The following is a 25,681-nucleotide window of genomic DNA, read 5'->3' as shown; positions in this document are numbered from 1 at the left end:
AAGTCTGGCTCCGCCTTTAGCAGAAATTCATGGGTTCAGCTATTCGTTTAACTCCTTGCTCTCAGCCGGACTTTGCGGCTGCGGCACAGCATGGATGATGCTGCCTGCAGGCGCCGGCACGGATTTCTTGGTGAGTCCTTTGATCAGTGCCTCTACATCAATGCCGGAGACGCTCTTCAGCATTTCCGGGGCGGTGGACATCAGCTGGGTCACATAATTGCTGACCCGGGCTGCACCTTCACCGTTGCCGGTATCCACTACTGTAAGCTTGTCGATGGAAGCCAGCGGCTCGGCAATCCGACCGGCCAAGTCAGGCAGCATCTTGACGATGATGTCGAGGACAGCAGCTTCGCCAAACTTCTGGAAGGCTTCAGCCAGCTTTTCCTTAGCCTCTGCTTCGGCAAGACCGCGCAGCCGGATAACCTCGGCTTCCGCTTTACCTTTGGCCAGCTCTGCATCGGCCACCGCCTGACCCTCAAGCCGCTTCTGCTCGGAAGTCGCCTGTGCCTGCTTCTCGATACTGTACTGCAGGGCATCCGCCTCGCGCATCCGTTTGGCCTTGTCGGCTTCCGCCGCCTGCTCTACCGCATAGCGGTCGGCTTCCGCCTTTTTTTTCACTTCCGCATCATACTGCTTCTCGCGGACCTGGATTTCCTTAGCCTGCAGATCGATTTCGCGCTCCTTGCGGACCAGCTCAACTTTCATCTGCTCCTCTACCACTGTCTGCTTAGCACGCGCCTCCTGGATATGGTAGGCCTGGTCGGCCTCCGCCTTGGCCGTATCCTGATCACGCTTAAACGCAGCGACCTTTAGCTGATTGTCCTTCGACGCTTCGGCGATGTTCGTATCACGCAGCAGCTCAGCTTTTTGCCCCTGCTCCTCCGCATTCGCCTTCTGGATCCGCGCATCCCGCAGTGCTTCCGCTTCAGCGATTTCCGCATCCCGCTTCACAGCGGCAATCCGCGGCTTCCCGAGTGCTTCAAGGTAACCGTGCTTGTCGCGCACATCCTTAATTGTGAACGAGACGATCTGCAGCCCCATTTTCTTCAGATCACGCGCAGCCACGCCCTGCACCTCCTGGGCAAATCGGTCCCGGTTCCGGTACACCTCTTCTACGGTCATTGAACCGAGAATAGCCCGCAGATGACCCTCAAGCACCTCCTGGGCTTCACTTTTCAGCGCATCGATCGGTTTCCCCATGAACTGCTCAGCAGCTGTTGCCACATCCTCAGTGGAGCTGCCCACCTTAATGATCGCCACGCCGTCGGCAATAACGGGAACTCCTTGCTCGGTGTATACTTCCGGGGTTGTCACATCAAGCTTATGGGAGAGCAGCGACATAAATTCGGCCTTCTGGAACACCGGGAGGATAAAGGCGCCTCCCCCGCGGACAATTTTGATTTTGCGGCCGGAGCCATCATCGGAGATATGATTCCTGCCAAGAAACGAACCGGTGACAATCATCCCTTCATCAGGGCCTACTGTCTTATAACGGGCCCAGAAAGCGATCCCCAGTACAAACAGTACAGCAACAACTACTGCAGGAATTAACAAATAATCAGGAATAATATCGTACATTACATATCCGCTCCTTTTCTCTCTTCAAATTCTGATACAAGTGCAACGCCTTCACGGACCTCCACAACAACTACCTTAATCCCGGCAGGAAGGGGCTGGTGTTCGAAGCTCGCCGCCGTGTGCAGACTGTTGCCCGCGCCAAACTTCACCATGATCTCCCCATAGCCTGCCGCCGGAACCGGGACCGTGATTTCACCTATCTTACCGGGCAGATCATTCATAGAGAAGCCCGTGGACATCTCGCTTTTATCCATCGGCTTGATCACTGCGAGATACAGGACCACCGCCATAAACGCCGCTATCAGCAATGCCAAGGCAAGAACAGCACCATCTTCCAGCCCGCTGTAGCGCGTAAGCAGGATTCCTGCTCCTCCGAATACCGTAACTGCTCCTGTCAGCACCGCAGGATTCAGGAAATCAAACGAGACGAAATCAAAAATCCCGTGCAAAGTACCCCCGATCAGATCCCCCACCAGCACACTGACCAACGCAAAAATTACGCCCAGCGTCAAACAGCCCAAATACAGCGTTTGCATCAACATCCCCCTCCCGTCTTGTAGATACGGACTGTCATACTAGTATAAACGCTCAAACCATGTCCTTGGTTTCACAAAGTTGGATTAATATCTCATTATTGGATCTTTTGGCAAGATGGAATCCTGAAATTTTCATGGCCAAAAAAAACAAGCCGCTCCTTTTACGGAACGGCTTGCCTTGATATTATGAGCCGCTATTGGCCGAAAAAAGTCTCCAGCTCTTATAGCGCCATTTTGTAAATTTCCACAACATCCTCGCGCTGCAGCTTGCGGAAGTTGCCGAAAGGCCCGAACCGCACGGCTTTATCGGCCATGCTGCCGATTTCGCTGTCATCGATGTTATAATCACCGAGCGTCTTCGGAGCGCCGATGGAATCCCAGAAGCTGCGCAGGGCTTCAATTCCCTCCAGTCCTGCTTCTTCATCCGTTTTGCCGGAAGGATCAATTCCGAATACGTTCACCGCAAGCTGGCGGAAGCGGGCAGGATTCGTACTGAGATTGTACTTCATCCACTGCGGGAAAAGAATCGCCAATCCTCCGCCATGCGGTATATCATATACTGCTGAGACGGCATGCTCAATGTTATGCGTAGCCCAGTCACCGGCGAAGCCCATGCTCACCATACCGTTCAGCGCCATCGTTCCGCAGTACATGATCGTTTCACGCAGCTCATAATTGTTCAGATCCTCGATCAGCTTCGGAGCCGTTTCAATGACGGTGCGCAGCAGCGTCTCACAGAAGCCGTCCTGCAGCGGCGTATTGCCGTCGGTGTGGAAATAATGCTCCAGCGTATGGGACATGATGTCCACCATGCCATAGACGGTTTGGTCACGCGGCAGAGAGAAGGTATTCTCGGGATCAAGAATAGAGAATGCCGGGTAAGCATGTACACTGCCCCAGCCCATTTTCTCCTTGGTGACTTCATTTGTGATTACTGAACCGTTGTTCATTTCCGAACCCGTCGCTGCCATTGTCAGCACCGTGCCCAGCGGCAGTGCGCCCTGCGGAGCGGCCTTACGTTCTACAAAGTCCCACATGTCGCCTTCATATTTCGCTCCTACTGCTACAGCTTTGGCGCAGTCCAGCACGCTTCCGCCTCCGACAGCAAGAATCAGCTCAATATTGTGCTCACGGCACAGTTCCACGCCTTTATGTACAGTGGACAAGCGCGGATTCGGTTCAACTCCGGCCAATTCTGTAACGACCGCTCCGATTGCCTTCAGCTCTGCAAGCACATTATCATAGAGACCGCTGCGTTTGATGCTGCCGCCCCCGTACATCAGCAGTACATTTTTACCGTATTTCGGCACTTCCGTTTGCAGCGCCTGCAAGGTTCCTTGTCCAAATATCAGCTTGGTAGGGTTATAAAAATCAAATTTACGCATATGTGTACCTCCGTAGTTTAGATAATAGGATGCAATAGTATATTATAGACCTCCGGCGGGCCGCATACAAATCGGGGCAGCAATCTTCCTCTGGCATATAAGAAATGCCCCGAGCCGCAAGGGCCGGGACATTCCATCAGTAGTTTGTACTTCTTATTTATACTGCACCGAAGCTTTGGACGAACCGGCGGAAGGCTGCCTGTCCTTCCGGTGTCCGTTTGTATACTCCGGCATGCTCCAGAATATGCGTGAACTTGATGCCCACCTCATTCTGTACAACCTTAACCGCTTCCTCACGGTCAAGTCCCGTGCCGAAGCGTTCCACAAGCTCATCGATCCAGGAGGCATGCAGTGCCAGTGCGTGGCCTTCTTCATTCTTCACTGCCCGCTGCAGCGCCTGATCTCCGGCAAGAATCCCGGCAACCGCATCAAGCTCTTCCTTCAGGCGTCCCGGCAGAATCGCCAGCCCCATTACCTCAATCAGGCCGATGTTCTCCTTCTTGATATGGTGCATCTCCCGGTGCGGGTGGAAGATCCCTTCAGGATACTCCTCGCTGGTCCGGTTGTTGCGCAGCACCAGATCCATCTCGAAGCCTCCATCCTCTGCACGGCGCACAATAGGAGTAACCGTATTATGCGGAGTCTGCACTCCTTCTACGTCACTGAACGCCAGCACATCAGCTTCCCGGTCACTGTAGCCCTGCCAGGCTTCATACAGTGCATTTCCGCATTCCAGAAGCACTGTCGGGTCTTCCCCATGCAGACGCAGTACCGACATCGGCCATTTGACGATGCTTAGGCTTACCCCAGGATAAGAGGCGTGAGTGAAGCTGTCCTCCTTCGGCGCTTTCTGGATCGGGAAGGTATGCCGTCCGCCCTGGAAATGATCGTGGGTCAGGATCGACCCGCCTACTATAGGCAGATCCGCGTTGGATCCGATGAAATAATGCGGGAAAGACTCTACAAAGGAGAGCAGCCGTTTCAGCGTATCCTTGGTCAGCTTCATCGGCACATGATCATGATGGAAGACGATGCAATGCTCGTTATAGTACACATACGGTGAATACTGGAAGAACCATTTCTCGTTGTTCAGCTCCATCGGAATAATGCGCAGGTTCTGACGCGGCGGGTGATTAACCCGGCCGGCATAACCGACATTCTCGCGGCAGAGCTGGCATTTCGGATAGACCGGCGGCGGCAGCAGCCGGGCCATGGCGATTTCCTTTGGACTTTTCTCCGGCTTAGACAGATTGATCGTCATCTCAATGTCACCGTACGGCGAATCCTGCAGCCAGTAGACATTCTTAGCGACACGGTCCATCCGAATATAGTTGGAATCGATGCTCAGCTTATAGAAGCGGTCTGTAGCCGCAGTTATGCCCTGCTCGGCAGTAAGCCTGTAGAACTCGGCGTTCACCTCCGAAGGCCGAGCCATCAGCAGTCCCATGATTTTGGCATCCAGCAGATCGCGGTACGTATCGGTGTTCTCCGGAATAATCCCGGTTTCGAAGCCGTAATCAATCAGCACATCAAGTGGAGCCTGCGGGCTGGTCAGCGGAGCTTCGTTGAACTCCAGAGCATAAGGCTCGCTGAATCCGAACTGGTCGAGCAATTCATTGCGGCTGTAATCGACATCCGCCGGCTGGATCAGCTGGTGGTGCGAAGCGAACAGGACAAGCTGTTCGATCGCATACAAGGCCTGCTGTCCGGCGGGAGCGGCATGGTTAACGTTAGGCATGTTAATTCTCCTTCATGTGGTCTAGCGTAATCTGTGTATTATTCTCCGTAACCCTGCGGGTTCGCAGAATGCCAGTTCCAGGCGCTCTGAATGATATCTTCGATGTCTGCACGCTGCGGATTCCAGCCGAGTACCGAACGCGCTTTAGCCGAGGAAGCTACCAGCACCGCCGGGTCACCGGCGCGGCGCTCCTGGACAACAACTGGAATATCCCGGCCTGTTACCTTCTTGGCAGCTTCAATCACTTGCTTCACCGAGAAGCCTAGACCGTTACCAAGGTTGAAAATATTGCTGGCGCTGCCGCTGCGCAGATAGGTTACCGCGCGGATATGGGCATCAGCCAGGTCGCTGACATGGATGTAGTCGCGTACACAGGTTCCGTCCTCCGTCGGATAGTCATCTCCGAAGACAGCAATACTCTCGCGCTGGCCAAGTGCTGTTTGCAGTACCAGCGGAACCAGATGGCTCTCCGGACGGTGGTCTTCGCCGATTTTGCCGCTGCTATGTGCGCCAGCAGCGTTAAAGTAGCGGAGTGCGACATATTTGATGCCTAGTACTTTGTCGAACCAGGCCATCATGCGCTCCATGGTCAGCTTGGTTTCACCGTATACATTCGCCGGCTCTGTGCGGTCGCTTTCCTCAATAGGCACCTTTTCCGGTTCGCCGTAGGTCGCCGCCGTCGAGGAGAAGACGATTTTGTCCACACCGGCATGCTGCATGGCTTCCAGCAGACATTGGGTGCCGTACACATTGTTATCGTAGTATTTAACCGGGTCCTTCATGCTCTCACCGACCAGCGAGCTGGCGGCAAAATGAATTACCGCTTCAATCTTGTTCTCGGAGAACAGCTTCGCCAGCAGCTCCTTATCGCGCAGATCGCCCTCATACAGCTTGCCGCCCAGCAGCGCCTCACGGTGCCCTGTCAGCAGATTGTCGATAACAACAACTTCCTCACCCCGGTCCAGCAGCTCCGCCACTGTATGAGATCCGATATACCCTGCTCCGCCTGTTACTAGAATCGCCATCTTATTTCACTCCTTCTAGTTCTTCTACACCGTTGCCGATGCCGCATACATAGAATTCGCCGGTAAGACCGGTTCTTGCTGTATAAGCTTCGCCTACTTCACGGATAAAGCGTTCCACATCATCTTCATGAACCAGCGAGACTGTACATCCGCCAAACCCTGCTCCGGTCATCCGGGAACCGAGGGTGCCGGGAATACGCTGTGCTTCTTCAACCATAACATCCAGCTCCTCGCAGCTCACTTCATACAGATCGCGGAGCGAAATGTGGGAGTCATTCATGAACAGGCCGAACTGCTTCAGGTCGTTGTTCTTCAGCACCTCCACAGAGTCAAGCACACGCTGGTTCTCTTCCACAACATGGCGGGCACGGCGTCTGACGGTCTCGTCAGCAATTTTATCCTGATGGAGCTCGAATTGCTCAGGTTTAAGCTCTGCCAGATAGGACAGGGAAGGTACTTCCTGCTTGAGGATGGCCAGCGCTTCATCGCATTGGCTGCGGCGCTCGTTGTACTTGGAATCCACAAGTCCTCTCTTCTTGTTCGTATTGCCGATTACCAGCTTATAGGCGCCGGTTGCAAATGGTACCAGGCTGTATTCCAGCGTGTCGCACATCAGGAGAATGGCGTGGTCGCGTTTGCCGTTGGCTACTGCGAACTGATCCATGATCCCCGAGTTGACACCCACGTATTGATTCTCTGCGCGCTGGGACAACAGGGCAATCTCTACAGTATCCGTATCTCCGCCCAGCAGCGACAGGAAGGCATAGCCGGTCACGACTTCGATGGAAGCCGAGGAGGAAAGGCCGGACCCGTTCGGAATATCGCCGTGGAACAGCAGATCGTAGCCGCCGGTGAGCGGAAGATCTTTCTTCGCCAGCTCAACCAGAACACCGACTGGATAATCCACCCATTCCCCGGTTTTGGCTTTGCCGATTTCACTGTAGTCGATAGTAGCTTCATAAGGGAAGTTCGTGGAAGCGAACCGAACCTTACCGTCGGTACGCGGACGCACGATCAGGGTGGTGCCGAAGTCCAGTGCTGCCGGGAACACGTAACCGCCGTTGTAATCCAGATGCTCTCCGATAAGATTTACACGTCCCGGAGCATAAAATACCCGCGCCTCCTCGGTGCTTTCGCCGTACTTCTCAATAAATTTGCTGTTAAGTTCCTGTATGCTCATTAATGCCACTCCATCCTTTCGCTGTTTTCACTTGGCTTGCTGGAATATTAATGCGTTCTTTATGCTTACATTATAATAAAATCAGACTTGCCCTGATAATGCAATCATGTGTGTAATGTATGGATAAATGTGACTTAGCGCGTTATACTTTGTAAAGGCCGGATAAGCAGCATTCTCCCCCTCCGCCCGCATACAGGGCATTGATAGCGTTAACTTAAGGAAAGGATCTGTCAGTGTGGAACATACTTATTCCGTAGGCTCAAACCCCGTTTACTATGATAAACAGAATCTGCATGTCCTGTTTGCCGGCGAAAGCCAGACCCTGCCGGTACACCAGGCCGGTCCGAAGATCTACGATTATTATCTGCTCCATTTCATCGAATCCGGCTTCGGCCACTTTACTACCGAGCACCGCAAATACGCGCTGGGTCCGGGAGACTGCTTCCTGATCCACCCGGGCCAGCTCGTCAGCTACGTCTCGGATCAGCAGCAGCCCTGGTGTTACCGCTGGGCGGCATTTACCGGAGCAGATGCGGATGAGCTTGTGCTGCAGGCCGGCTTTTCGCCGCAGCAGCCGGTGCTCACCACCGCAGAAGGCACGGTGATCCCCGGAGCTGTAACCGGGATGATGCAATCCTTCTATGCCAATAAGGAGAGCGCCCATCTCACTTCACTCGGTTATCTGTATCTGATTATCGGGGAAGCTGCTGAACGCCACCTCTCCTCCTCGCGGCTGGCGGGGGCGGAATCGCAGGTCAAACGCACCGTAAAGCAAATGATCCACTACATGGCCTCCCAGTATGCCCATCCGGTGTCCATTGAGCAAATGTGCGGCAGCCTGGGCTATAACCGAGCCTACCTGTCGCGGATTTTCAAGCAGGAGACCGGTCTGTCGCCTGTAACCTACCTGCTCAAGCTGCGCATTGAGAAGTCACGCCAGCTGCTGCGCGAGCGTCCGGAGCTGTCAGTCGAACAGGTTGCCGCTTCTGTCGGGCTGACCGATGCGCTGTACTTCTCGCGCCAGTTCAAGCGTTTCTGCAGCCAATCCCCGACATCCTACCGCCTGGCCACTGCGAGGCATGGTGAGAAATAGACCTTTACAATCTTGGACTTAGCCCGGATAAAGTGGCCGTTTCCCTTGTTTTTCTTCGAGCTTTACCTTTATTTAGAGCAATAGCCCGTTTCCTTCTCAGGAACGGGCTGCCCGGGGTTACCCCGCTGTACTTATTAGTACTCTATACAACTAAGTTGATTATCCATTTTATAGAAATTGTTCAGACCGTCAGGCTTCACTCTCAGTTTTAAGAATCGTTTCGATCCGGTCCAGTTCTTCCTGCGAGAATTCAGAGTGGGACAAGGCGGCGATATTCTCTTCAATCTGGGTCACCCGGCTGGCGCCGATCAGCGCCGAGGTCACCTTACCGCCGCGGAGCGTCCACTGAAGCGCAAGCTGCGCCAGACTCTGTCCGCGTGAGACGGCCAGCTGATTGAGTGCGCGGATTTTGCGCTGCACCTCCGGCGTGATCCGGCTTTCACTCAGCGCGGTGGACGGGCCGGCAGCTCTGGAGTCCTCGGGAATCCCGTTCATGTATTTATTCGTCAACAGCCCCTGGGCCAGCGGAGTGAATGCGATACTGCCGACCCCGTTCTCTTCCAGCACCTGCTGCAGGCCGCCTTCAATCCAGCGATCGAGCATAGAGTATCTCGGCTGATGAATCAGCAGCGGCGTGCCCAGCCCGTTCAGAATCCGGATGGCCTCCAAGGTCTGCTCCGCCGTATAGTTGGATATTCCAACATAGAGCGCTTTCCCGGTACGTACGGCATGATCAAGCGCTCCCATTGTCTCTTCAAGCGGGGTGTGCGGATCCGGACGGTGTGAATAAAAAATATCCACATAGTCCAGCCCCAGCCGCTTCAGGCTCTGATCCAGGCTGGACAGCATATATTTTCGTGATCCCCAGTCACCGTAAGGCCCCGGCCACATATAATATCCCGCCTTTGTAGAGATCACCATTTCATCACGGTAGGCGGAAAGATCACGGGCAAGTACCTTGCCGAATAGATCCTCTGCCGAACCGGCAGGCGGACCATAGTTATTGGCCAGATCAAAATGGGTAATGCCAAGATCAAACGAGCGTGTAATCATTTCCCGGCCGTTCTCATAGGCATCGATCCCGCCGAAGTTATGCCACAGTCCCAGTGATATGGCCGGAAGCTTGAGGCCCGATCTGCCCGAGCGGTTGTAACGCATAATTTCATACCGTTCATCGCTAGCCACATATACCATTGCCGATCCCTGCCTCTCGTTTCCTCTGATGCTGCATTACCCTATTTTAAACCGTACGCCTCCATTGTAATCTCACATACTAGAAAACCGTTCAAAGCAGCTCTTGAATTCTCCCCATAACCTCACCGATCCGGTCCGTTATGATCAGATCAGCATGATGGTCGTAGGGAGTCGGCTCGCCGTTCAGCAGGACCGTATGCCGTCCGTGAAAATAGGTGACGAGACTGGCTGCCGGCTGCACGGTAAGCGAGGTTCCGCCGATGATCAGCAGATCAGCAGCGGCTATTGCCGCGATGGAGCCTAACAGCACATCATGATCCAGCTCTTCCTCATACAGCACTACATCTGGCTTAATGATGCCGCCGCATTCGGGGCAGCGGGGCACCCGCTCAGCCGACTCAATGATCTGATTCAGATCGTAAAACCGGCTGCAGCTCATGCAATGATTGCGGTGTATCGAGCCGTGCAGCTCGAATACAGTGCGGCTTCCGGCAAGCTGATGCAGCCCGTCGATATTCTGGGTGATTACCGCCTTCAGCCTGCCTTGGCGCTCAAGCTCTGCCAGCAGCAGGTGGGCACCGTTCGGGGGTGCGTCCGGGTGGATCATTTTGCTGCGGTAGAAATCAAAAAAAATGTCCGGTGAGGACATAAAAAATCTGCGGCTTAGCATCACTTCAGGCGGATACGGGGAGTTATGCTCACTCTGATATAAGCCCGCTGCGGAGCGGAAATCCGGAATCCCGCTTTCGGTAGAGGTGCCTGCCCCTCCGAAAAATACAATGTTGCCGCTGTCCTTGATCCAGGAAACCAGTGTCTGCAATTGATCCATGGTCTACACGCATCCTTTCTTAGCAAGAGTTCAACATGTAAGGCGAAGCTCATGATAACCGGCAATTACAGTGTCAGCATCCAGTAAATGACCGGCGGATCCCTCCGGGGAAATCCCGATGGAGAGGCGCAGGCCGGCACCTTTACCGAGCTGCATATCTGCATTACTGTCGCCGATGATGACTGTATACTCCGGCGGAATTCCAAGCTCACGGCAAGCCGTTTCAGCCATTTCAGGAGCCGGCTTGCCGCGGCTAACCCGGTCCCTTGTTACAATAATATGAAAGTATCCGGTAATACCCATCCACTCCAGCTGCTCTCCAGTCGTCCCGGAGCCGTCAGAAGTGACGACTCCAAGCTTTATGGAGGCGGCGGCACATTGCTGCAGGAACGGCAGCAGTTCCGGCAAAGGTGCTGCAAAGCGGCGGGTCCGCAGTTCGTTCATCGCCTCTTTGGCAATGGCCGTGACCCTCGTCACCGCCTCGTTCCAGGGAACCCCGGCGCTGTACAGATGCCAGGCCAGAATGCCGTAAGTCTCCTCAGCGGTAGCCATGGAGAGCGGCCCGGCCGGATCGTAGCCAATCACCCGGCCGGAAGCATCATGCCGGGTGCCGAGCACCCCGGACAGATCGCCGCTGAAGCCGTCTCCAATCAGCGCCAGCTGCTCGCCCAGCCCCTGCAGGACCAGTTCAGCCCAGGTTCCCCAGGTTGCTAGCAGATCCAGCAGCGTGCCGTCCTTGTCGAATAAAATGGCTTGGCAGGGTACCGATAAATCATTCACATGCAGCAGCGGCATGCTCCGCCTCCTCTCTCACGTTACGTGCTAACGAAGATTGCCCAGCCAGTCCAGCATCGCCCGTGCTGTGCGGTTCTGCTGCTCTTCTTCGGTAATCTTCGCTTCCCCGTCACCTTTCTGGGGACCGTAGCTTCCGAACTGGGCGTGATTACCGCCAGTGACGGAGTAGTATACCGTATTGCCCGGCAAATAAGCCCGGCCTTCATTGTAATTGTCTCTGTCGACTACCTTATCCTCCGTTCCAAGCACAGATAAGACTGACAGTGTAGTATCTTTGAGGTTGCCTTTCTCGTCCGGATAAGAGGCCAGGAAAAACACGCCTTCCAGCTGGTCCGCATGTCCGGCAGCATAACGCGACGCCATCACACCGCCCAGAGAATGGCCGCCCAGCACAAAGGACTGCCGGGGATGCACACGGATCATTTCATCTGCGGCATCTCCCTTAATGACCGCCAGGTTGAGCGGCATTTTGGCTATGTAAAACGGATGCCCTGCGGCAGCGATTTTGTGGGCCAACGGCGCATAAGCCTCGGCCTCAACCAGTGCGCCCGGATAGAAAATCACTGCCGTACCCGATATTACCGATGGTTCAAACGAAATCCAGTTATCATTCTGTTCTACTGTTACTCCTCCTGCAGAGATCAGCGCAGACTCGGCATTCTCAGCAGGGGCATAAGGGGTCAAATATCTCCAGAGCAGAATTCCCGCTATAACCAGAAGCACTGCAAGTGAAAGGAGGACTCTTCGTCTGGATATCAATTTCTTCAATAGTTTCACTCCCGTGTACTGCATACAGAAAATTATAGAGTAATCAAAGAAATCAAACAACCTTCAACAGATCGCCACAATTAATCCGCCTGATAGCGCTTTCCATTGTGATTGAATTCACAATATCAAAACCTGAAATCATGTATTTTAAAATTAAATTAATTTATTTTTATAGATCAACTTTTGGGGGTTAGGTTATGGTAAGGGAAAATCCGCTGGAGGCGCGTGGGGAAACCTTTTTTCTCAACCTGCGTTTCATGCTTATCATCACTGTGTTTGCCGGCAATGCTATCGAACCTCTAATCACCAGAATGAATGGCATGCACGGGCTGTATATGTGGATCTTCAGTTTTCATATGCCGCTGTTCGTGCTTGTTACCGGTTATTTCGCGAAGCAGAGCCTGAACGGGGCCGCAGGCCGTAAAGTACTGCTTCAGATCGGCATGCAGTACCTGATTTTTCAGAGTCTGTATTCTGCGCTGGATGTTTCCCTCTTTCATGTAAAAGGCATACATCATTCTATATTCGCACCTTATCTGCTGTTATGGTTCCTGGCCAGTCATGCCTGCTGGCGTCTGCTGATGCTCGGCATGGGCAAGTGGTCCAAAACCGCTCAAATCGCCTTCGCCGTAGCTGCGGGAGTTGCTGTCGGATATTTACAGGTTGACGGGGTATGGTTTAGCATCAGCCGCACCTTTGTATATCTGCCGTATTTCGTAATCGGCTATCATTTTTCCTTTGCCGCCTTCGCCAAGCTGTATCAGAAATATATTAAGGCCGCAGCAGCTGCTGCCTCCCTTCTAATCCTTGTTGTTCTGGCTGTATCGGGCCCGGATATTCCACTCGGCTGGCTGTATGGCAACATGACTTATATGCAGCTTGGAGCGGAGGAATGGTACGCAGGTTTGTACCGCCTGACGCTATATGCTGTGCAGATTATTGCTTCGCTAGCCTTTCTGGGGCTCGTCCCTTACGGGCTGAGCCGGATGACCGACTGGGGCCGCCGTACGCTGTACGTCTTCCTGCTTCACGGCCTTGTTGTCCGTCTTGCCGCCGCTTCCGGAATCTATGACTATATCGGCAATGCTGCAGGGGCCGCTCTTGTACTGCTCACTGCCGTACTCCTCACCGTGCTGCTGGCCCAGCCGGCAGTCAAACGGCTGCTTCACCCGCTGGTTGAACCGTCTGTGAACTGGATGATCACGCTGCAGCGCGCCGCCCTGCGCCGCACACCCTGACATTACCGGTCTATTCCAGCCCCATTCAATAAACGAACGCCCTGCTTAAGGAGTGAGTATCCGCTCACGAAGCGGGGCGTTATTGTAATTTCCGGCCGGAGATTCTCCGGCCTGATCCATTGTATATGAGACTATTAAATAATGTTCCTTCCTTCACTTCACTTACTCACCAGACGTATCCGTCTTCCAGCAATCCGCTGACAGTTCCCCCGGTGCGACAAACTTCACATTGTCCGGTAGAAAAAATAGGCCTTTTGTGATAGACTCTCTTATAACAAAGCTGGCTGCTTCCTCCAGCAGGATCATCCAGCTTTGTTTACTACAATGCCTAGTTTTTTATAGAAACGGCTCCGCCCTCCTTCTGCTACCCGAAGCTGGACCCCGTTCTTTCTATAAACCGCAGATACGCATATTTCGGGATTGCAATGCGTTAATGCGACACTATATTCGTTCTGCAATTTTTTAGACTACCAAACATTCAGGAGGGAATTTTCATTATGGCAGCCAAGAAAATGCGTTCAGACATGATTAAAAAAGGCTTTGACCGGGCTCCACACCGCAGTCTGCTGCGTGCCGCCGGAGTAAAAGAGGAGGATTTCGGCAAACCGTTTATCGCGGTCTGCAACTCCTATATTGATATTGTACCGGGTCATGTGCATCTGCAGGAATTCGGCAAAATCGTCAAGGAAGCTATCCGCGAAGCCGGCGGTGTGCCGTTTGAGTTCAACACGATCGGTGTAGACGACGGAATCGCCATGGGCCACATCGGCATGCGTTATTCCCTGCCAAGCCGCGAGATCATCGCCGACGCCCTGGAAACCGTTGTATCCGCGCACTGGTTCGACGGCATGGTCTGCATTCCCAACTGTGATAAAATCACACCGGGCATGATGATGGGCGCTTTGCGTGTCAACATCCCGACCATCTTCGTCAGCGGCGGACCGATGAAAGCCGGCGTAGACAGCAAAGGCAAGAAGCTTTCCCTCACCTCTGTATTTGAAGGCGTAGGCGCGCATCAAGTCGGCAAGATCAATGACGCCGAACTGCTGGAACTGGAACAATTCGGCTGTCCTACCTGCGGCTCTTGCTCCGGTATGTTTACCGCGAATTCCATGAACTGTCTGGCCGAAGCTATGGGCCTCGCTCTTCCGGGCAACGGTACCATCCTGGCCGTAGCTGAAGAACGCAGAGACTTCGTCCGCAAATCAGCGACACAGCTGATGGAGCTGATTAAGCTGGATCTGAAGCCGCGCGATATCGTAACCAAGGAATCTCTCGACAACGCCTTTGCCCTTGATATGGCAATGGGCGGCTCTACAAACACCGTACTTCATACCCTGGCCCTGGCTCAGGAAGCTGAAATTGATTATCCGCTGGAGCGGATCAATGAAGTGGCTAACCGCGTACCTTATCTGGCCAAGCTGGCTCCTGCCTCCGACATCTTCATCGAAGACGTTGACCGTGCAGGCGGCGTAAGCGCCGTGCTGAACGAGCTGCTTAAGAAGCCGGGCGCTCTCTTCGGCGACTGCATGACCGTTACCGGCAAAACAATTGCCGAGAATGTCCGCGGGCACGAAATTCTGGATACCAGCGTCATTCATAAGCTCGACAATCCTTACTCCGAAGTAGGCGGCCTGGCTGTGCTGTACGGCAACCTGGCACCGGAAGGCTCGATCATCAAGGTCGGTGCGGTTGACGCATCTGTAGGCGGCTACCACAAAGGACCTGCGATCTGCTTCGATTCGCAGGAAACTGCACTGGAAGGCATCGCTAACGGCAAGGTTAAAGAAGGCCATGTCGTAGTTATCCGTTATGAAGGTCCGAAGGGCGGACCGGGCATGCCGGAAATGCTTGCCCCTACCTCCCAGATCGTCGGCATGGGCCTCGGCGCCAAAGTCGGCTTGATCACCGACGGACGTTTCTCCGGCGCATCCCGCGGCATCAGCATCGGCCACATCTCACCGGAAGCTGCTGAAGGCGGACCTATCGCGTTCGTTGAAGACGGCGACATCATCGAGCTGGATCTGATCAACCGCAAGATTGAGCTGCTGGTTGATGAAGAAACCCTTGCTATCCGACGCTCCGGCTGGAAAGGCTTTGAGCCTAAGGTCAAAAAAGGCTACCTTGCCCGTTATTCCGCACTCGTTACCAATGCAAGCAAAGGCGGCGTGTTGAAGATCTAATTCTTCCGACCTCGCTATGAAGAGTCCCGGACGCGTGATGCGTCCGGGACTCTTTTTTAGTTTGCCCGCCGGAAATTGCAAATGCGATAGTATTTTCTAAGGCAGGAGAAGTTCTGTCCGCATCGTTCTGCTATTCAAATTTTAACTCGAGCGAATCACAAATTGGCCTATAACCTATCTTTTGATAAATGCTATTAGATATGGGATTTGCTAAGTCCGTATATAAGACGCATTTAGTATATCCTTTATCCAATGCATGCTGGCTTATTTGCGCCACAATTGAAGTAGCGTAACCCTTCTTGCGCTCATATGGAGGGGTATATACAAATGCCAAGCCAATAGCCGTCTGCATTACCCTTGTATATCCAGCCATAGAAACGGGGATCCCGTTGTCCTCTAAAATATAGATTTTTTTCGATGCTATTCGGTAGAGGTAAGGGTCTGCATCTTGCGGGATGGACATTTCTGTTTTGCCATAACTCACCGCTGCATAAAATGCTTCAGCCCAGTATGGGAAAAAGTGAATATCCTTTTCATCCAGCAATCGAACGATGCCAACCTTTTGAATGTCTGGGTTTACTGCCGTAAGTTCATATATACGCTGGCTCATCGTTGTTGTAAAAGTTATTCCCTTGCGCAGGGTATATTCTTTGGCAAAATACTCTGCCAAGGTTTTTTCGGTTATCACACCTGGAATTTCATGGTCTTTCAGCCCATCTATCAGACAGTTTATAGCTTCCGGGTTCAGTATGTTGTCTGTTGCATAAAGCGTAATATTGTGTGGCGGTGTCATTACGGCGGTAAGCTGTATGCCCTTAGCATCTGAAATAGTTGCCATAAGCCAATTTACAGGGTCCCGCCAGTCTGTTTTGTCTTTTCCTTCATGCCCAATTATGATATTGCCAAGAGGAATCAAATTTTGTGCTTCATGACGCATCAGCACATCATAGGTATCCATGTAAAACTCATGCACATCCGTATACAACTTAAATTGCATTACAATATCACCCTTTCCTCTGCTCAACGATAGAATGAAACTCACACCAATTCCGCAGAAACTGCAGGTTGGTATCAAAATAATGATCATTTTGCCATCCGCCACCCCAAACCTCTGCGTTGCCGGTGTGGAGACCCATCAACCATATTTCCCTGATCGCTACAAACAAAGGGATCGCCTTAAGATCGGATTCAGATAATCCTTTGTGCTTTTGGTAGGATTGCAGGAAAACATCCCACAACTCATTATTAAAATGCTCCTTCTCTCTCCCTCTAACCTTTGCCCATAAAAAAACAGAAACATCATAGGATCTCCAGCCAAAGCCTCCGCAGTCAAAATCGAATTGAGTTAAGGAATTCTCATGAAAGTGTACATTGCCTCCATGAAGATCACCATGACTGACACCCCATTCCAACTCTGAGGAGATATCATTTATACGGTTCGTCAATAAATTAGACAACGAGTCCAGAAAGTCCAAGTCCTCAGGCCTGTGGGCTAATGCAGGCCGAATCAATTGAACCGGCTGCTTCAGCAGATGGTTCAAATCAATCGCAAACCTTTCATGCCCGCATTCGAAATCATCCATAGCCAGATGCATCTTTGCTACTTGTTCGCCAAATAAATCACAGCTCTCTTTTTTATCGGAATATCCGCCTTCCGCATACGTAAACAGGACCGCGAAGCGTGGTCCCTCAGCTGCATCCATTTCTGTAATATACCCGCCATCCCTTTTGGCCACTGGACCAGATACAGGGATTCCCTTCCTGACCAAGTGATTCAGCATCTCCACTTCAAAAGCAATGTCATGTATACTTCGCCATTTCACTTTATAGATTCGCAGTATGTATTTCCCTGTAGAGGTCTTCAATACATAAGTATCATTAAGCCCGTTCGAGAGAAAACGGCATTCTATGACGTCCCCAATCTCATAAAGATCTTTTAGTGCAGGCGCTAGTGCTTCGGAAGAAAAAACAGAATGATTAACAGGCAATTTCAGCATATATTTCTCCTTTCAATAGTTCGTTTATCCGTCATTTACCTTTATCTGTAATTTCAACGAACGACCAATAATATCCTTTTTTTTCGCTAAACTAACCTCCCTCTTTGAGAAATCATCAAAATGAAAAAGACAGCGGCTCAAGGAGCCGCTGTCTGGTATCGGTCTTTATATTAGGTTCAAGCAGTTATTGAAAATATAATGGCATGCAGCTTTACATATTGAAGCAAAGACAACTAGTGTACCACTGTCGCTCCCGGCAGCTCAGCTTCCAGGGACAGCTCCTCTTCGCGAATCCGCTCACGGCTCTTTACCTGTTTTTGAGGGCGCTGCTGATTCATCTGGTCGAGCAGCTGCGATACCGGCATCAGCATCATCTTCGGCACGAGAACCTCACTTCGGACTTTCAGGCGCGCCCCCCCTGAGGGATGAATGACACTCAGCAGAATGCTCAAATAGAACTTGGTCGAACGGGCGAACCAGCCGTCCGGCAGGTCGAGAACCATGAATCCGAATTTCTCCGGGCCCCTGTTGATCATGCTTACCCCGTAAAGCGCTTTAGCCTCAGCCAGGTCAAGATCTGTTGCAATTCTTTCGGCAAGGACCGGCAGATCCTTCTCCATGCGGCGGATCATACGGATCGCAAGCTGTGCCGAAGACCGGGAATGCACACCCAGCTCGAACAGCTGCCTGTTATCGATGTGCAGCTCAATAATCTTGTCGCCTTTTACCAGACGTTCACCGTTATCCATCTGTACCGGATCCCCTTGATACTTGCGCAGCCGGTAATGAAGAAACGGATCCGCCGGAGCAATGGTGTTGATGCGGAACATGAACTGAAAGCATTGCTCCCAGACCAGCCATAATCCGACGACCAGCCGTTTGCTGAAGGAGAGCTGCTGAATGGGTGATTTCTGCACCTGCTCAATCATTTCATCCACCCGGATACTGCGGAGCCCCCGTTTTCTAGCCTCTTCCAGCATCCGCTCCAGTGCAATCAGCATATGCTCAGGAGCTTTGGGGTCGGCCCCGAGGGTTGTGCCGCAATCATGCAGCAGCATGACTTCACCCGGGCCCAGCTTGGTGAGCAGCTTTTCGGTCAGCCGTTCTGCACCAAGCTTCTCTTTCCAGTCGCCGAACATGGCCGACCACAAGACAATCTGCACCTGACTGCGCTTGGAGAAGTCGAACAGGTTAACGATCCCCCAGGGCGGACGGTAATAGGTACTCCGCTCGCCGGTAATACTGTAAATAATGTCACCGGTACGTTTAATTTGCTGTTTGACGGTTGCAGGCCGCATCAGCCAATTCGTCTTGTGTACATAGTTATGAATACCGATGAGATGTCCCTCATCATACATACGCTTAATAATCTCCGGATTCTGCTCCGCATGGGCCCCGACGACAAAGAAGGTAGCCTTCGCATCATACTGTTTGAGAAGATCCAGCAATTGCGGTGTATAGCGCGGGTCCGGACCATCATCAAAGGTCAGGGCAAATTCGGTCCGCTTGATGCCTTTGCGAAATACGCGATAGCCGAAAATCCTGCTGATCATTCCGGGAATGAACGCGTAGAAGGAAGAAATATAAAATAACCAGAGCAGCAAAGTCTGCATGTAAATTCCCCGCTTTTCCAGAGTTGACTTTGGCTCGTCTTACGTCTGCAAGCAGATATTAGGGTACGGCCAAGTAGTGTGAACGAAGTCTCGCGGTTTTTTAGCGGGCAGAAGTCCCACAAAAAACGTTACCCCCTATTTTAACACAGCTGCCAAAGAAAAAGACGCATTTTTATTAAAATCGTGTACAATGAATGGAAGGTAATTTTGTCATTTTCTCTAAAAAGAAACGCATTGATATGCAGCAACGTAAAAACAGCTAAATTATGCTATTTGAAAAAGGAGTCGTGTTCATCTATGCTGCCGCTGTACAAAAAATATTGGCGAACATTCTTCGATATCGGGCTGGTCGTGCTGACGGTGTATCTTGTGATGCTCGTTTTCAGCAAGCTGTACCAATTGGCTGCACCGGTATTCCTGTCTTTTTTTGTTTTCCTGCTGATTGAGCCGCTGGCCAGGTTCCTGAACCGTAAAGGAATGGCCAAACCCTTCGCTTCTGCCCTTTCTGTCCTGCTCTTCCTGATCATTCTGCTTGGTATTCTATTCGGTGCCGGGCTGCTGATCGCCACTCAGGCATTGCATTTCCAGGATAATCTGCCGCGTTATACCGCAATCATTCAGCAGCATTTCACAGAAGCTACTACCTATCTCCAGCAAAAAATCGATGCTCTGCCGGCAGACCTGACACTCAAAATAAACGGATATTTTACCGACGCCACCAATATCCTTTCCAAATGGCTGATCGTTTTCTTTAAATATATGATCGGAGTGCTCGGATCCTTCTCTTCGTTTATGGGGAATTTCGGTATCGCCATCATATTGGCGTTCTTCCTCAGCATGGAGATTAAGGACTGGCGTAAAATTGCCCATGATAAAATGCCCAAGACGTTCAAAACAGCTTATGCTTTTGTCCAGGGAAATGTCTTCAAAGCGATTGGCTCCTATTTGAAGGCCCAGCTGATCCTGATCAGCATCACCTTCGTTATTGTCCTGGCCGGCCTGTTCATTCTTGGAAGCGGAAATGAAATCACCATGGCGCTGGTCTGTGCCGTGTTTGATGTGCTGCCGCTGCTGGGCGTGTCCACTATTCTGATCCCCTGGATCATTTATCTGTTTATCGTCGGCAACACTTCGCTTGCCATCGGCCTGTTAATACTGCTCGCTGTAGTGCTTATTGTCAGACAGCTGCTGGAACCGAAAATCACCGGTAATTCCATCGGTGTATCCTCTGCCTTTCTGATGCTGGCATTCGTGATTTTCTCTATGTCGGCCTTCGGCGTTGCCGGTCTGATTCTGTCGCCTATCCTGCTCATTCTGATCAAGGAACTGATCCAGCAGGGGTATTTGCAGCGCTGGATTTATCTGCCCCAGGAAGAGTTCATTGTGTCACCGTTCGCAGCGTCTGAACCTTCGACTGCCGGAGGAGCCGTACCTGGTGAATCGTCCACAGGAACTCAGGCTCCGGAAGATTCGGACAGCAAATCAAAGATCTGACCGAACAGCTTAGTCGCGGCGTGGGCGCTGCCGGGGGCAACATTCTCCACCGCAACAGAGACCGCATAGCGGGGATGGTCCACCGGGCCGTATCCGATAAACCACTGGTTGTTGCGGGGTACCCCTTTCACCATCGTCTGAGCAGTACCTGACTTACCGGCCACCGGCCATTCACTACCCTGCAGCCGCTTCCCGGTTCCTTCGGTGACTACCAGGCGCATCCATGAGAGCAGCAGTTTGGACGTGTCTGCCGAGATCGCTCCAGCCGTGGCCGGAGCCAGATGTGCCGGCAGATTCTGCAGCGTCTGGCCGTTCTTGAACGCTACCCGCTGCAGAATCCGCGGCGCTCTAACCTCGCCGCCATGGAGCAGCGTAACGACCAGGTTCGCAGCCTGGAGCGGCGTTACAGTTACATCACGCTGACCTATGGCCGTCTGCACTCTGGCTCCCGCATCATCGGGCAGCAGTGTGCTGAAGATCGTCCCCCGCTGCTCACCGGCCAGCGGCCGGAGCAGCGGCTGGCCCAGCGTATCCTCCGCCTGCCAGCCAATATCTCTGCCCAGGCCAAGCGCAAGTGCCGCTGCCTGGAGCTGCGCACCGCTAAGCCGCTCAGCCAGCGCTGCAAAAACCGTATTACAGGACACGGCAAACCCTTGCGCGAGCGTAAGAGGACCGTGTCCTTTGCCATGGAGACAGGACAAACCGTATTTGCCGAATTGCCCTGAGCAATAGAACTTCTCCTCCGGAGAAGTCACCCCTGCCTCCAGGGCGGCTGCAGCGGTCACAACCTTAAAGATCGAGCCGGGAACCGCCGCTTTCAGCGCCCGGTTGTTCCATTCGCCCCCTTCAGGCGAAATATTCGCCGGATCGTAAAAAGGCAGCGACACCATCGCCACGATATCTCCGGTTTGGCTGTCCAGTACGACAACCGCCCCTTCCTTTACCCCTGCTTCCTCTGTCAGCCGTTCTATTCCCTCCTGAAGTCCTTTATCTACAGTCGTATACATTGACAGCGGATAATACGGGTTGCCGGGGGCTCTGACTTTGATCTCACTGCCAGGAAGCCTGTTTCCGCGCGCATCCACCTGAGCATATGCTTCCGTATGCCCTACACCCTGCAGCAGCGGCTCCAGCGTTTTCTCCAGTCCGTCAGTTCCGGCTAATGGAACTCTAAGCCCTGTAGGCGATTCTTTCGCTGCCGCGGCTGAAACCTCGGACATATAGCCCAGCCACTGGCGGCCTGAAACATCCCCCCTGTATCTGCGGGTAAACGGCAGTGCCCGCACCCCGTCGATGCCCAGCTTCTCCACTTCCTCGGCCTGGGCGGGAGTCAGCGCCTTAGGGCTCTTACCGCCGGAGGCAGGCCAGAGCAGCGGTTCCTTTAGCCCGGAGAGCCGGCTCTCCAGTTCACCGTAAGTAACCTCCAGAACTGTGGCCAGGCGCTGCAAATCCTTCCCGGCCGCCACTCTCCCCCGCTCCTTCTGCGGAAAAAACGCTGCCGTCCATACCGTCTCCCCGGCGAGCGGCTTCCCGCTGCGGTCATAGAGGCGCCCCCGGCCGCTGTCGAGTACAGTTTCGCGTTCACTTTGAATTTCGGCCATTTGGGCCAGCGTATACTCCGTTCCCGGGACCTCCCGGTTCTTCAGTAGCAATTGAACCCAGGCAAGCCTGATCATCAATATCCCCATGAAAGCCGACATAATAACCAGGCCCCAAAATATACGTTTATGAATTAGCTTATGCAATGCCATTCCTCCTGAATTTGCGGGTACATATCCGTTCAAGACTCATGGAATTTATTATGCCCACCTTACAGAATAATTACTTGGATGTAATGCATGAATATAAAAAGCCGCTCTTTCCCGAAGGAAAGAGCGGCCAATATTCGTTAATCAGAGCTACATTCTAAATTCAGACAATCGTTCTTTAAGGATCAGTGAGGCATTCTCCAGCTTGGAGGACAGCTCGACCAGATGATCACTTACATTCTGCTGCTCACCGCTAAGCGAAGCAACCTCCTCAGAGTGCAGAGGATTCCTCTGCAAAGGAGCTGACATTGCTAATCGTCTCCGACAGCACCCTCTGTGACTGGTTCAATCCCTCAATGGAATCCGATACAGAATCAAGCTTGTTAATGAATCGATCCATCTGTCCTTGTACAGACAGGAAGATTTCGCTCGTATCCTGTACAGAAGCCCTCTGCTCCCGGAAGAGCGGTGCCACTTCCGACAGTGCGGCTACGGTCTCATTCATATCCTTCATAATGGTATCAGTAATTTCAGCAACCACGGCGATGGAGCGTTTGGACTGCTCGGCCAGCTGACGGATCTCGTCCGCCACAACCATAAAGCCGTTGCCTGCCTCACCTGCCCGCGCTGCTTCAATGGTTGCGTTGAGTGATAATATATTGGTCTGCTGCGTAATATTCTGCATGACTTCCAGAACCTTAATGACCGAGGAGGCAGTTTCCTTAAGCTCATTCACTTTCCCAACAAGGCGGCCTGTCATCTCCCCTGTACTCTCCGTTCTGTCCAGCAGCTCCTGCAGCTTAACCATGCCTTCTTCACTGGATTGTCCAACACTATGCGCAGTACTGCTCATCTCATGGGCAGCGGCAATGACGTTGCTCATCCGTCCGGAGATTTGCTCCGTCATTTCATTTCCCCGGTCTGCTTCCAGGGCTAAGCTGCCTGCGCCGCCGGCAATCTCCTCTGTTGCCGAGGCAATATCCTTAGCCGCTGAGGCGGTTTTGCGTGATGCGCTTCCCAGTGCATCCGCAGTCTCAAGCACTTCACGGGCTGTCTCATTCGTATGCACAATCAGCTCATTGATGCGTTCCATCATAATATTGAACGAACCGGACAACTGGCCGATCTCGTCCCGGGAAGTCACTTGGGTACGTACCCGCAAATCTCCCTCCGCACCATGAAACATCAGGTTCTTCAGCCGGATCAGAGGACTTGAGACCATCCTTACCATCCACAGACCGATGAGAACGGCAATTAGTGCTGCAGCAGCAACGGCAATGTACGTCGTATTCAGGATACGTCCTGCATCCTTGGTCAAATTCTCCGAAGGCACTACACCGAGCACTCTCCAGCCTGAACTCGCGAGTGTTCCATACACCGCCAGAATCGATTTGCCTTCTTCATCCTTGGTCGGCAAAGAGCCTGATGCTTGGCTTACCCCCTTGAACAGGGTTCCGCCCAGACGCAGATAAGAATCCGCCTCCTGATGCTGGGAAGTAGCAATCAACTCATCTTTGCCGGTCAGCAGCTGAATGTACGAATCTTTCCCTAGACTGACCTTGCTGAGCTGGCCTTCCAGTTCTGTCGTCTGGATATCGCAAATTGCCACATAGTCCGCCTTGCCGGAATCAACGGATACGGATTTGACAAAACGGACGACACCATCAGCCTCTCCCTGCTTCAACCCCTGAGTAATCCATAGACTCTGAGGCTTCTCCTGCAGCTGCTTAAACCAGTTGTTCTCCCGAATTCCATCCATAAAGGCACTATCCGCAGCCCCCGCCGCAGAAGTAGATAGACTCTCCTTCCGGGGGACGAGATAAACCGCTTGTATATTACCCGCTGCTTCCAGCCAGCTGTCCAGTTCAGCCTGGATCCGGCCGGCTTCAGCCTTGCGTTCCTCTTGGTCTGCACCGGATGCAGCACCGGACTCTACAGCCTGCCGAATAGTCTTGTTATAGAACAGCTCTCCCAGCCTGTCTTCAAAACGCAGCAAAATGACATCGAGTTTCTCTGCAGTCTGCTTCACCGTCTGTTCGTTAGCTAACAGCGCATTGTCCTCAATCGTTTGTTTGGCTACGGAATAAGAAGTGTAGCCGAGTGACAGCACGATTCCCATAGTGGAAATAAAAAACACTAAAAAAAGCCGCATCCCTATCGACTTGGAGGGGCGCAGCCAGGATATTCCTTTACCGCTTGCTCTTGATTTACTCAAAAAACTCACCGCCAGATCCACATTATTCCTGTAAGGGTTAATCCCGTTACAAGGTCATGAGCATCTGAAGCATCCGGTCTGCAAGATAAGGTTAATACTCATGACCGTATTCATGATATACCATTAGGTCTTTCGGTGCTGTGATTTTGTTGTATGCAGCGAATTGTGTCGAAGGCGGACAGATCGTATCCACGAGCCCGGTTACCCATAACACCTTGCCTTGTATCCGGTCTGCCAGATTCTGAATATCAATGTACCCAAGGCGGTTAAAAATCTCATCCTCCCGCAGATGATGCGGATCAAAGAAGCGGAAATAATAGTTAATTTCCTCATAAGCAGAGGTTGTAATATTCGCTTCCCAAGCCCGCTTGTAATCGGAGAGGAACGGATAGACCGGGACAGCAACCGCAATACGGGGCTCCAGAGAAGCGCAGGCTACTGTAAGTCCTCCTCCTTGTGACAGTCCGGATGCACCGACACGTGCAGGATCCACCTCCGGCATCGCCATCAGAATACGCGCCGTCTGTGCGGTATCAAGAAATACATTGCGGTAGTACAGATTGTCCGGATCAGGGTCATCAATCCCCCGGATAATATGTCCGCGGATGGTTGTCCCCTGAACTGTCAGATTATCTTCGGACAGTCCGCCCTGGCCGCGGCAATCCATTGCCAGCACACTGAATCCGTGGGCGGCATAAGCAACTTTCTCCAGCCAGTCACCGCTGTCGCAGGAGTAACCGTGGAACATGACCACTCCGGGCCCCTTCTCACCGGCTGCCTTCTTCGGTCTTACATATTTACAATGCACTCTGGCTCCGCCTACGCCTCTAAAATACAGATGAAAACATTCAGCCAGCTCGCTCGTAAATTCGGCTGGCACCAGTTCATAATCCAGCGGCTGGGCATCCAGTTCACACAGCGCGCGTTCCCAGTACTGGTCGAAATCAGCAGGCTTCGGGCTAATGCCTTTATAGGCTTGTAATTGGGGCAGGGATCGTTCGTTCATGATGATTCTCCTCAGGGTTAATTTTAGATTAGGCAAATGGAAGATGAAGTTTGGATAGAAACAGAG

21 protein-coding genes are annotated in these 25,681 nt (G+C 52.5%); 4 read left to right on the top strand and 17 right to left on the bottom strand.

Features of this window, described 5'->3' with window-relative positions:
• Window positions 1-39: 39 nt before the first annotated feature.
• The 6 genes from JRJ22_RS07595 to JRJ22_RS07570 form a co-directional block, all read right to left on the bottom strand.
• Window positions 40-1,578 carry a flotillin lipid rafts scaffold protein FloT gene (locus tag JRJ22_RS07595; RefSeq protein WP_206103914.1) on the bottom strand — a complete coding sequence of 513 codons (1,539 nt, stop codon included), beginning with the start codon at window positions 1,576-1,578 and terminating at the stop codon, window positions 40-42.
• Entirely contained in the window at window positions 1,578-2,114 is a 537-nt protein-coding gene (locus tag JRJ22_RS07590) for an NfeD family membrane protein (RefSeq protein ID WP_206103913.1), read from the bottom strand. Before JRJ22_RS07590 ends, JRJ22_RS07595 begins: the two co-directional genes overlap by 1 nt.
• A 221-nt stretch (window positions 2,115-2,335) precedes the next feature.
• A complete protein-coding gene (locus JRJ22_RS07585) occupies window positions 2,336-3,499 on the bottom strand; it encodes an iron-containing alcohol dehydrogenase (RefSeq protein WP_206103912.1) in 1,164 nt (387 codons plus the stop codon).
• A 157-nt stretch (window positions 3,500-3,656) separates the two neighbouring features.
• Window positions 3,657-5,237 (bottom strand): UDP-glucose--hexose-1-phosphate uridylyltransferase, encoded by a 1,581-nt coding sequence (locus JRJ22_RS07580; protein ID WP_206103911.1) that lies wholly within the window; start codon window positions 5,235-5,237, stop codon window positions 3,657-3,659.
• 38 nt (window positions 5,238-5,275) lie between these two features.
• Window positions 5,276-6,262: a UDP-glucose 4-epimerase GalE gene (gene galE, locus JRJ22_RS07575; RefSeq protein ID WP_206103910.1), complete on the bottom strand. Its 987-nt coding sequence runs from the start codon at window positions 6,260-6,262 to the stop codon at window positions 5,276-5,278.
• A gap of 1 nt (window position 6,263) precedes the next feature.
• Window positions 6,264-7,442 (bottom strand): galactokinase, encoded by a 1,179-nt coding sequence (locus JRJ22_RS07570; RefSeq protein ID WP_206103909.1) that lies wholly within the window; start codon window positions 7,440-7,442, stop codon window positions 6,264-6,266.
• A gap of 235 nt (window positions 7,443-7,677) precedes the next feature.
• Between JRJ22_RS07570 and JRJ22_RS07565 the strand changes: the two genes are divergently transcribed.
• Window positions 7,678-8,535: an AraC family transcriptional regulator gene (locus tag JRJ22_RS07565; protein ID WP_206103908.1), complete on the top strand. Its 858-nt coding sequence runs from the start codon at window positions 7,678-7,680 to the stop codon at window positions 8,533-8,535.
• Between the two features lie 189 nt (window positions 8,536-8,724).
• On the opposite strand, the gene mgrA is transcribed toward JRJ22_RS07565, so the two are convergent.
• From mgrA to JRJ22_RS07545, 4 genes are all read right to left on the bottom strand, one after another.
• Window positions 8,725-9,729 carry an L-glyceraldehyde 3-phosphate reductase gene (mgrA, locus tag JRJ22_RS07560; RefSeq protein ID WP_206103907.1) on the bottom strand — a complete coding sequence of 335 codons (1,005 nt, stop codon included), beginning with the start codon at window positions 9,727-9,729 and terminating at the stop codon, window positions 8,725-8,727.
• 91 nt (window positions 9,730-9,820) lie between these two features.
• Complete coding sequence (locus JRJ22_RS07555) at window positions 9,821-10,558, bottom strand: NAD-dependent protein deacylase (RefSeq protein ID WP_206103906.1); 738 nt, start codon at window positions 10,556-10,558, stop codon at window positions 9,821-9,823.
• A gap of 30 nt (window positions 10,559-10,588) precedes the next feature.
• Window positions 10,589-11,353, bottom strand: coding sequence for an HAD family hydrolase (locus tag JRJ22_RS07550; RefSeq protein WP_206103905.1), 765 nt, complete (start codon window positions 11,351-11,353; stop codon window positions 10,589-10,591).
• A 27-nt stretch (window positions 11,354-11,380) separates the two neighbouring features.
• Window positions 11,381-12,130, bottom strand: a complete 750-nt coding sequence (locus tag JRJ22_RS07545) for an alpha/beta hydrolase (protein ID WP_232381065.1) — start codon at window positions 12,128-12,130, stop codon at window positions 11,381-11,383.
• A 188-nt stretch (window positions 12,131-12,318) separates the two neighbouring features.
• On the opposite strand from JRJ22_RS07545, the gene JRJ22_RS07540 reads away from it, so the two are divergent.
• Both JRJ22_RS07540 and ilvD read left to right on the top strand, forming a co-directional pair.
• Complete coding sequence (locus JRJ22_RS07540; RefSeq protein WP_206103903.1) at window positions 12,319-13,359, top strand: acyltransferase family protein; 1,041 nt, start codon at window positions 12,319-12,321, stop codon at window positions 13,357-13,359.
• 497 nt (window positions 13,360-13,856) lie between these two features.
• Window positions 13,857-15,542 (top strand): dihydroxy-acid dehydratase, encoded by a 1,686-nt coding sequence (gene ilvD, locus JRJ22_RS07535; RefSeq protein WP_206103902.1) that lies wholly within the window; start codon window positions 13,857-13,859, stop codon window positions 15,540-15,542.
• A 130-nt stretch (window positions 15,543-15,672) separates the two neighbouring features.
• On the opposite strand, the gene JRJ22_RS07530 is transcribed toward ilvD, so the two are convergent.
• The 3 genes from JRJ22_RS07530 to JRJ22_RS07520 all read right to left on the bottom strand — a co-directional run bounded on the left by JRJ22_RS07530 (window position 15,673) and on the right by JRJ22_RS07520 (window position 19,152).
• On the bottom strand, window positions 15,673-16,539 hold the full coding sequence (locus tag JRJ22_RS07530; RefSeq protein WP_206103901.1) for a GNAT family N-acetyltransferase: 867 nt from the start codon (window positions 16,537-16,539) through the stop codon (window positions 15,673-15,675).
• A 7-nt stretch (window positions 16,540-16,546) separates the two neighbouring features.
• Complete coding sequence (locus JRJ22_RS07525; RefSeq protein WP_206103900.1) at window positions 16,547-17,539, bottom strand: phosphotransferase; 993 nt, start codon at window positions 17,537-17,539, stop codon at window positions 16,547-16,549.
• Between the two features lie 233 nt (window positions 17,540-17,772).
• On the bottom strand, window positions 17,773-19,152 hold the full coding sequence (locus JRJ22_RS07520; RefSeq protein WP_206103899.1) for a polysaccharide deacetylase family protein: 1,380 nt from the start codon (window positions 19,150-19,152) through the stop codon (window positions 17,773-17,775).
• A 297-nt stretch (window positions 19,153-19,449) separates the two neighbouring features.
• On the opposite strand from JRJ22_RS07520, the gene JRJ22_RS07515 reads away from it, so the two are divergent.
• Window positions 19,450-20,646: an AI-2E family transporter gene (locus JRJ22_RS07515; protein ID WP_206103898.1), complete on the top strand. Its 1,197-nt coding sequence runs from the start codon at window positions 19,450-19,452 to the stop codon at window positions 20,644-20,646.
• Here JRJ22_RS07515 and JRJ22_RS07510 read toward each other — a convergent pair.
• The 4 genes from JRJ22_RS07510 to JRJ22_RS07495 all read right to left on the bottom strand — a co-directional run bounded on the left by JRJ22_RS07510 (window position 20,607) and on the right by JRJ22_RS07495 (window position 25,615).
• The gene (locus JRJ22_RS07510) at window positions 20,607-22,391 is read right to left on the bottom strand and encodes a peptidoglycan D,D-transpeptidase FtsI family protein (RefSeq protein WP_232381064.1); all 1,785 of its coding nucleotides are present in this window, start codon (window positions 22,389-22,391) and stop codon (window positions 20,607-20,609) included. The genes JRJ22_RS07515 and JRJ22_RS07510 overlap by 40 nt on opposite strands.
• Window positions 22,392-22,544: 153 nt before the next feature.
• A complete protein-coding gene (locus JRJ22_RS07505; RefSeq protein WP_206103896.1) occupies window positions 22,545-22,703 on the bottom strand; it encodes a hypothetical protein in 159 nt (52 codons plus the stop codon).
• Window positions 22,666-24,609 (bottom strand): methyl-accepting chemotaxis protein, encoded by a 1,944-nt coding sequence (locus JRJ22_RS07500; protein ID WP_206103895.1) that lies wholly within the window; start codon window positions 24,607-24,609, stop codon window positions 22,666-22,668. Before JRJ22_RS07500 ends, JRJ22_RS07505 begins: the two co-directional genes overlap by 38 nt.
• Before the next feature lie 91 nt (window positions 24,610-24,700).
• Window positions 24,701-25,615: an acetylxylan esterase gene (locus JRJ22_RS07495; RefSeq protein ID WP_408637873.1), complete on the bottom strand. Its 915-nt coding sequence runs from the start codon at window positions 25,613-25,615 to the stop codon at window positions 24,701-24,703.
• Window positions 25,616-25,681: the final 66 nt, after the last annotated feature.

The organism is Paenibacillus tianjinensis (assembly GCF_017086365.1).
GTDB lineage: Bacteria > Bacillota > Bacilli > Paenibacillales > Paenibacillaceae > Paenibacillus_AQ > Paenibacillus_AQ tianjinensis.
This window is presented reverse-complemented; position numbering and strand designations above follow the sequence as displayed.

Bases quoted from the DNA above. Each gene is read 5' to 3' on its own strand.
- JRJ22_RS07525 (WP_206103900.1), bottom strand. From the start codon at position 17,539: ATGCTGAAATTGCCTGTTAATCATTCTGTTTTTTCTTCCGAAGCACTA.
- JRJ22_RS07540 (WP_206103903.1), top strand. From the start codon at position 12,319: ATGGTAAGGGAAAATCCGCTGGAGGCGCGTGGGGAAACCTTTTTTCTC.
- JRJ22_RS07555 (WP_206103906.1), bottom strand. From the start codon at position 10,558: ATGGATCAATTGCAGACACTGGTTTCCTGGATCAAGGACAGCGGCAAC.
- mgrA (WP_206103907.1), bottom strand. From the start codon at position 9,729: ATGGTATATGTGGCTAGCGATGAACGGTATGAAATTATGCGTTACAAC.
- galE (WP_206103910.1), bottom strand. From the start codon at position 6,262: ATGGCGATTCTAGTAACAGGCGGAGCAGGGTATATCGGATCTCATACA.
- JRJ22_RS07515 (WP_206103898.1), top strand. From the start codon at position 19,450: ATGCTGCCGCTGTACAAAAAATATTGGCGAACATTCTTCGATATCGGG.
- JRJ22_RS07505 (WP_206103896.1), bottom strand. From the start codon at position 22,703: ATGTCAGCTCCTTTGCAGAGGAATCCTCTGCACTCTGAGGAGGTTGCT.
- ilvD (WP_206103902.1), top strand. From the start codon at position 13,857: ATGGCAGCCAAGAAAATGCGTTCAGACATGATTAAAAAAGGCTTTGAC.
- JRJ22_RS07590 (WP_206103913.1), bottom strand. From the start codon at position 2,114: ATGCAAACGCTGTATTTGGGCTGTTTGACGCTGGGCGTAATTTTTGCG.
- JRJ22_RS07570 (WP_206103909.1), bottom strand. From the start codon at position 7,442: ATGAGCATACAGGAACTTAACAGCAAATTTATTGAGAAGTACGGCGAA.
- JRJ22_RS07595 (WP_206103914.1), bottom strand. From the start codon at position 1,578: ATGTACGATATTATTCCTGATTATTTGTTAATTCCTGCAGTAGTTGTT.
- JRJ22_RS07550 (WP_206103905.1), bottom strand. From the start codon at position 11,353: ATGCCGCTGCTGCATGTGAATGATTTATCGGTACCCTGCCAAGCCATT.
- JRJ22_RS07585 (WP_206103912.1), bottom strand. From the start codon at position 3,499: ATGCGTAAATTTGATTTTTATAACCCTACCAAGCTGATATTTGGACAA.
- JRJ22_RS07530 (WP_206103901.1), bottom strand. From the start codon at position 16,539: ATGCAATTTAAGTTGTATACGGATGTGCATGAGTTTTACATGGATACC.
- JRJ22_RS07520 (WP_206103899.1), bottom strand. From the start codon at position 19,152: ATGCAGACTTTGCTGCTCTGGTTATTTTATATTTCTTCCTTCTACGCG.
- JRJ22_RS07495 (WP_408637873.1), bottom strand. From the start codon at position 25,615: ATGAACGAACGATCCCTGCCCCAATTACAAGCCTATAAAGGCATTAGC.
- JRJ22_RS07580 (WP_206103911.1), bottom strand. From the start codon at position 5,237: ATGCCTAACGTTAACCATGCCGCTCCCGCCGGACAGCAGGCCTTGTAT.